The following is a 5932-nucleotide window of genomic DNA, read 5'->3' as shown; positions in this document are numbered from 1 at the left end:
CTCGAAGTTGCGCAGGATGTCACCGGCACGCGAGGCCAGCGACTGCGCCGTCGAGACGGCGCGGGCAACCAGCTTCTGGTCGGCCGCGTCGAAGGTGTTGGCGATCTCACCGGCGCGCGTGGCCAGCTTGTCGGCAGTTTCCTCGGCGCGAGCCATGAGCGAGTTCGACGCGTCGTCGGCGCGCGCCATCAGCATGTTGGACGTGTCCTGGGCACGTTCGTGCAGGCGACGGTCGGCCGCCTCGAAGGCCTGGGCGATGTCCTCGGCCCTGGCAAGCAGCGCGGCGGAGGTCTGCTCGGCGCGTTCGGCGATCTTGCGATCGGCGTCGCTGAAGGCCGCACCGGCCTGCTCATGCAGGGCGCTTGTGACTTCCATGACCTTGTCGCGCAACGCGCCCGCCACGAACACCGCGGTCTTCTCCAGCACGCCGCGCACATTGTCGACACCGGTCGACAGCGCTCGCTCCATGGTGCTGGCGCGTTCTTCGATGACACCGGTCTGGCGGCTGAAGGCCTGCTCGATCTTCTCGACATCGGCGGCGATCGCTGCCGAAATGTCGCTGCTCCGCGCGGCGATCTGGTCGATATGGCCGGAGACCGAACGGTCGACGTCCTTGCGCGTATCGGCGAGCTTGGCGAGATCGTCCTCCAAGGCGCGGGCCAGCATGTCGCGGCCTTCTGACAGCTTGCCGACATGGCCGGCGATGACGTCGTCGATCTCGGATCGGCTTTCGGTCAGCTTCTGGAGGTCGGCTTCGAGGGCGCGCCTGAGGATATCGCGGCCCTCGGCGAGCTTCTCGACCTGGCCGGCGACAAGACCGTCGATGCCGGCCCGGCTTTCGGCCAGCTTGGCGAGATCGGCTTCAAGGGCGCGCGTGAGGATATCGCGGCCTTCGGAGAGCTTCTCAACCTGGCCAGCGACGAGGCCGTCGATGCCGGCACGGCTTTCGGCCAGCTTGGCAAGGTCCGCTTCAAGGGCGCGCGTGAGGATATCGCGGCCTTCGGCGAGCTTTTCGACCTGGCCGGCGACAAGGCCGTCGATCGAGGCGCGGCTTTCGGCGAGCTTGGCAAGGTCGGCTTCGAGCGCGCGCTTGAGGATGTCGCGGCCTTCCGCCAGCTTCTCGACCTGGCCGGCGACAAGCCCGTCGATGCTGGAACGGCTTTCGGCCAGCTTGGCGAGGTCGTCCTCCAGCGCCTTGGACAGCGTCGCGCGGTTCTGCGACAACTGGTCGGCATGGGTCTGCATGAGCCCGCTGGCATTGGCCATATCGGCGTCGAGCGCGCGCGAGAGTTCGGCGCGATGGCCGGTGATCTTCTGCGAATGATCGACGATTGCGCCCTGAATCGTGTTGAGATCGGCTTCCAGCGCGCGCTTGAGAATGTCGCGGCCTTCGGCCAGCTTCTCGACCTGGCCGGCGACCAGCCCGTCGATGCTGGAGCGGCTCTCCGCCAGCTTGGCGAGATCGTCTTCGAGCGACTTGGACAGCACCGAACGGTCCTGAACGAGCCGGTTCTGATGTTCGGCAACGGCGCCGCTGACATTCTGAAGGTTATCCTCCAGGGCTCTCGATAGGGCCGAGCGGTCTTGCGCCAGCTTGTTCTGATGATCGGCAATGGCGCCGCTGACGGCCTGCAGATCGGCTTCGAGGGCCTTCGACAGTTGCGAGCGATCCTCCAGCACCTTGTCCGAGTGTCCCGCAATGGCACCCTTGATGGTGTTGAGGTCGGCCTCCAGGGCGCGCTTGAGGATATCGCGGCCTTCGGCAAGCTTTTCGACCTGGCCGGCAACGAGGCCGTCGATCGAGGCACGGCTTTCAGCCAGCTTGGCGAGGTCGGCTTCCAGCGTCTGCGATAGCAGGCCGCGGTCCTCGGCGAGCTTGCCGGCATGGCTGTCGATCAGGCCGCGGATGCCGCTCAGATCGCTTTCAAGCGCGCGGCTGAGCTCACCGCGGTCCTCGGCGAGCTTGGTCGAATGGGTCTCGACCAGGTTCCTGATGCCGATGATGTCGGTCTCGAGCGCCTTGGCCAGCACGGCGCGGCCCTCGGCGATCTTCTCGACCTGACTGGCGACGAGGCCGTCGATCGAGGCGCGGCTGTCCTGCAGCTTGCCGAGATCGGCTTCCAGGGCGCGCGCCAGGATATTGCGGCCCTCGGCCAGCTTCCCGACATGGCCGGCGACCATTTCGTCAATCATCGTGCGGGCTTGGACGAGTCTGCCGGAGTCTTCGTTCAAAGCCTGGGACAGGCGGTTGCGACCCTCTTCGAGCTGCTCCAGATGGCTGCCAAGCGATGCATCGATGGCGGCGCGCGACTCGTTCACCTTGCGCAGATCTTCTTCCAGCGCGCGAGAGATCAAGCCGCGGCCTTCGGCCAGCTTCTGCACTTGGTTGGTGACGGCGGCATCGATCGCCGCGCGGCCCTCGGCGAACTTGGCCAGGTCCTCCTGCATGGCGGCAGCCATGCGTTCGCGGCTCTCGGAAAGCGAGCGGCTGTGGTTCTCGACGGCTTCCTCGATGCCGACCCGGGCATCGGCGAGCCGCTGGATGTCGGAATCGAAGGAGCGCGACACCACATGCCGGGCGGCCTCCATGCGGCCGGCGAAGTCGGTGGCGCGGGCTTCGAGCATGGAGGAGGTGGACGAGATGATGTCGGCCATATCGGCGCCGATCTGGGTCTTGCCCTGATCGATCATCGCCGACAGCGTGTCCTTGCTCTCGGCGAAGGCATGAGCGATTTCCTTCGCGCGTTCCACCATCGTCTCGTTGATCTGGCGGGCGCGCGCTTCGAGGGCGGCGTTGAGCTTCTGCGTGCCGGTGTCGAGCGCTTCGGCGCGGGTCTGGAATTCGCTGATCAGCGCCTGGCCGCGTTCGGCCAGTGTCCGTTCGATGCCGCTGAGGCTCGCCTCGAATTCGGAGTTAAGCGTGCGGGCGGCGCCTCCAAGCAGCGAGACCATGCCATTCGTGCGGTCGTCGAGCAGGTCGGTCAGCGAGCGGGTAAGGCCGTCCGTGGTGTCGGTAAGCTTGGCGATTCGGGTGTCGAGCAGGCTGGCGAAGGCCTCGCCGGAGGTGGAAAGCCGATCGGTGATGTTGTCCAGGCGCGATTCGACGGAATCGAAGATCGACGTCGAGCTTTCATTGATGCGATCGATCAGCGTGTCGCCGGAGTTGTTGATCGTCATCGACAGCTTGGTCGACGCGTTGAGGATCGAATCGCGGATGATGTCGCTGGCCGCGCCGATCTCGTCGCGCAGCGTCTCGTGAGCGCTGGCAATGGAGGCGCGCACGCGCTCGGCATGGGTGACGACCGCCTCGCGCTCGCTGCCGAGGCCATCGACCAGAGAACGGATGCGGGCCTCGTTTTCGGAATAGGAGCGTTCGATCTGGCTGACTTCGCCATGGACGAGCGTCTCCAGCTCGACGGCGCGGGCGAGCGTCCGCTCGATGCCTTCGCCCATGGCCGCCACCTCGCGGCGAACGGCCTGGCCGATCATCATGACGCGATCCTGGGCGAGGTTTTCAGGCTCCGCCAGGCGGAAGGCGACCTCAGTCATGGACTGCGCGGCGATGCGCATTTCCTGCGCGCGCCGAATCATGGCGGCGAACGCCCAGAACAGGATGACCGGAACGATCGCGGCTACCGCCAGGCCGATCAGCTCGGGACGGGCGAAGAACTGGTCGAAGGTACGGATCTTCCAGATGCCAGGACCGAACAGGAGGTTGGCCAAGCCGCCGGCGCCGGCGATCCAGGCCAGCGAGATAAAGGCGATCACCCAGTAGACGGTGCTCGATGCACGCCGGTTGAGGCTGTGCAGCAGCGTCTTGTAGTCCTTCTGGCGGTCGTCATTGGCGGGCGTGAAGCCGGCCGGGGGCGTGAAGCCGGACGGCTGTCCGTTGCGCGGCTCGACAGGGCGCAGTTCGGCCGGCTTGGCCGCGGGCGCCCTTGGAGACTGGGGGATGGCTGGCTGAGGGTTGTTCGCCGGCTCTGTCCGCTGGCTGCGGCCTTCGCGCGCCAGCTCGTCGGCCGCCGCCGAGATCTGCGCTTCGAGATCCTCCATCGACGCCGCCATGTCGAGCCCGCCTTCGTCGCCGGCAAGGTCAAGGTCGAGCGCCTTTTCCAGTTCCGCGGCTACGTCATTCTCGAGAGACTTGGTCGTCGTTGGTTTCTTAGCCATGCCTTCGCTACCCTGTACTAGCTGCCGCGGGACTTATGATTTTGGCCGGATTCTGGCCCGATTCTAGCTTGTCTATCCCGAGCAGGAGGCTGAAAAATGGACCTTCGTATCGTAATGACACACAGGGGTAAAGAAAACATGCATTCCGGGCGATACGTAAAACTTTAAATATAAGGTTAACGCAAGCGTGATCCGGTCGCCTCCGTGACAACATTTTTCCCCTCCAATCGTTAACCCGTTGGCGACCGGAAACGCCTATTTTCTTGGCCTCGTCTGCCCGCTTGATGGAGTTGCAGTGCGTATGCGTGGCGAAAGTGGTATTGCGTTTTCCATGCCGGGGGGAGATCCCTCCGGAACGGCTCGAGCCCGACCTGTGGATCTCGGCCATCTGGCGCGCCAGACAATGGGCGACCGCGACCTCGAACGGGAGGTGCTGGCGCTGTTCGTGCAGCAGTCGCTCAACGTTCGTGACCAGATCACGGACGCCGACACCAGGCAGAGGATACTTCTGGCGCACGGCTTGAAAGGCTCGGCGCGCGGCATCGGCGCCTTCGCGGTCGCCGAATGCGCGGCAATCATCGAGAAGCAGCCGGAAGACGTCCGGGCGCTCAAGCGGCTCGGCATGCTGATCGAGGAAGTGCGCGACTTCATCGCGGGCATCAGCCGCTAGCACTATCTTTTTGAAAAACGTCATTTCGTGGCGCTTTCGCGCCGCAGTTGACTTGTCCGGTGGAGTGATTATCTCCGTCGCGACTCCTCAGGTGACTTAATGACCAAGCTGACTTACATCGCCCATGACGGGACCCGATTTGACGTGGAGGCCGAAAACGGCTCGACCGTCATGGAAAACGCCATCCGCAACGCGGTGCCCGGTATCGAGGCCGAATGCGGCGGCGCCTGCGCCTGCGCGACCTGCCATGTCTATGTCGACGAGGCATGGACGGCCGAGGTCGGCGAGCCGGAGGCGATGGAAGAGGACATGCTGGACTTCGCCTATGACGTCCAGCCGAACTCGCGCCTTTCCTGCCAGATCAAGGTGCGCGACGCGCTGGACGGGCTGGTCGTGCGCGTTCCCGAGCGCCAAGGCTAAGGCCGACTTTCCAGTTTTCTTCATGCTGGCTGCTTGGCAGCAGGCCGGCGCTCATGCAGTCTCGCTCCATTCCCAAATGGGGCGCAGCGCATGAGCAATACCATCAAGACGGACGTTGTCATTGTCGGCGCCGGGCCGGTCGGCCTTTTCGCCGTGTTCGAGCTCGGGCTGCTCGACATGAAATGCCATCTCATCGACATTCTCGACCGTCCCGGCGGCCAGTGTGCCGAGCTCTATCCGGAAAAACCGATCTACGACATACCCGGCTGGCCCACCATCTCGGCTCAGGGCCTCGTCGACAAGCTGATGGAGCAGATCCATCCGTTCAAGCCGGAGTTCACTTTCAACCGCATGGTCTCGAGCCTGGAAAAGCTCGACGACGGCAGCTTCCGCGTCGCCACCGACGAGGGCGAGCTGTTCGAGGCCAAGGTGGTGGTGATCGCCGCCGGCGGTGGCTCGTTCCAGCCCAAGCGCCCGCCCATTCCGGGCATCGAGGCCTATGAAGGCAAGAGCGTCTTTTATTCGGTCCGGCGCATGGAGGAATTCCGCGGCCACGATCTCGTCATCGTCGGCGGCGGCGATTCGGCGCTCGACTGGACGCTCAACCTGCAACCGATCGCCAAGAGCGTGACGCTGGTGCATCGCCGCCCGGAATTCCGGGCGGCACCCGAC

The 5932-nt window shown here is 64.8% G+C and carries 3 protein-coding genes and 1 pseudogene; 3 read left to right on the top strand and 1 reads right to left on the bottom strand.

The window, feature by feature from the left end:
• Window positions 1–4170, bottom strand: a pseudogene (locus tag EOA27_RS18425) (kinesin); the annotation flags it as partial.
• A gap of 301 nt (window positions 4171–4471) precedes the next feature.
• Here EOA27_RS18425 and EOA27_RS18420 point away from each other — a divergent pair.
• The 3 genes from EOA27_RS18420 to EOA27_RS18410 all read left to right on the top strand — a co-directional run.
• Window positions 4472–4840, top strand: a complete 369-nt coding sequence (locus tag EOA27_RS18420) for an Hpt domain-containing protein (protein ID WP_126082542.1) — start codon at window positions 4472–4474, stop codon at window positions 4838–4840.
• Window positions 4841–4939: 99 nt separating this feature from the next.
• On the top strand, window positions 4940–5260 hold the full coding sequence (locus EOA27_RS18415) for a 2Fe-2S iron-sulfur cluster-binding protein (protein ID WP_042647743.1): 321 nt from the start codon (window positions 4940–4942) through the stop codon (window positions 5258–5260).
• A 90-nt stretch (window positions 5261–5350) separates the two neighbouring features.
• Window positions 5351–5932: NAD(P)/FAD-dependent oxidoreductase (locus tag EOA27_RS18410; RefSeq protein ID WP_145970402.1), on the top strand; the 582-nt coding region annotated here is incomplete at its 3' end.

The organism is Mesorhizobium sp. M2A.F.Ca.ET.037.01.1.1 (assembly GCF_003998075.1).
Taxonomy (GTDB): Bacteria; Pseudomonadota; Alphaproteobacteria; order Rhizobiales; family Rhizobiaceae; genus Mesorhizobium.
Note: the sequence above shows the minus strand (reverse complement) of the source record. Positions and strands in the feature narration are given on the sequence as shown.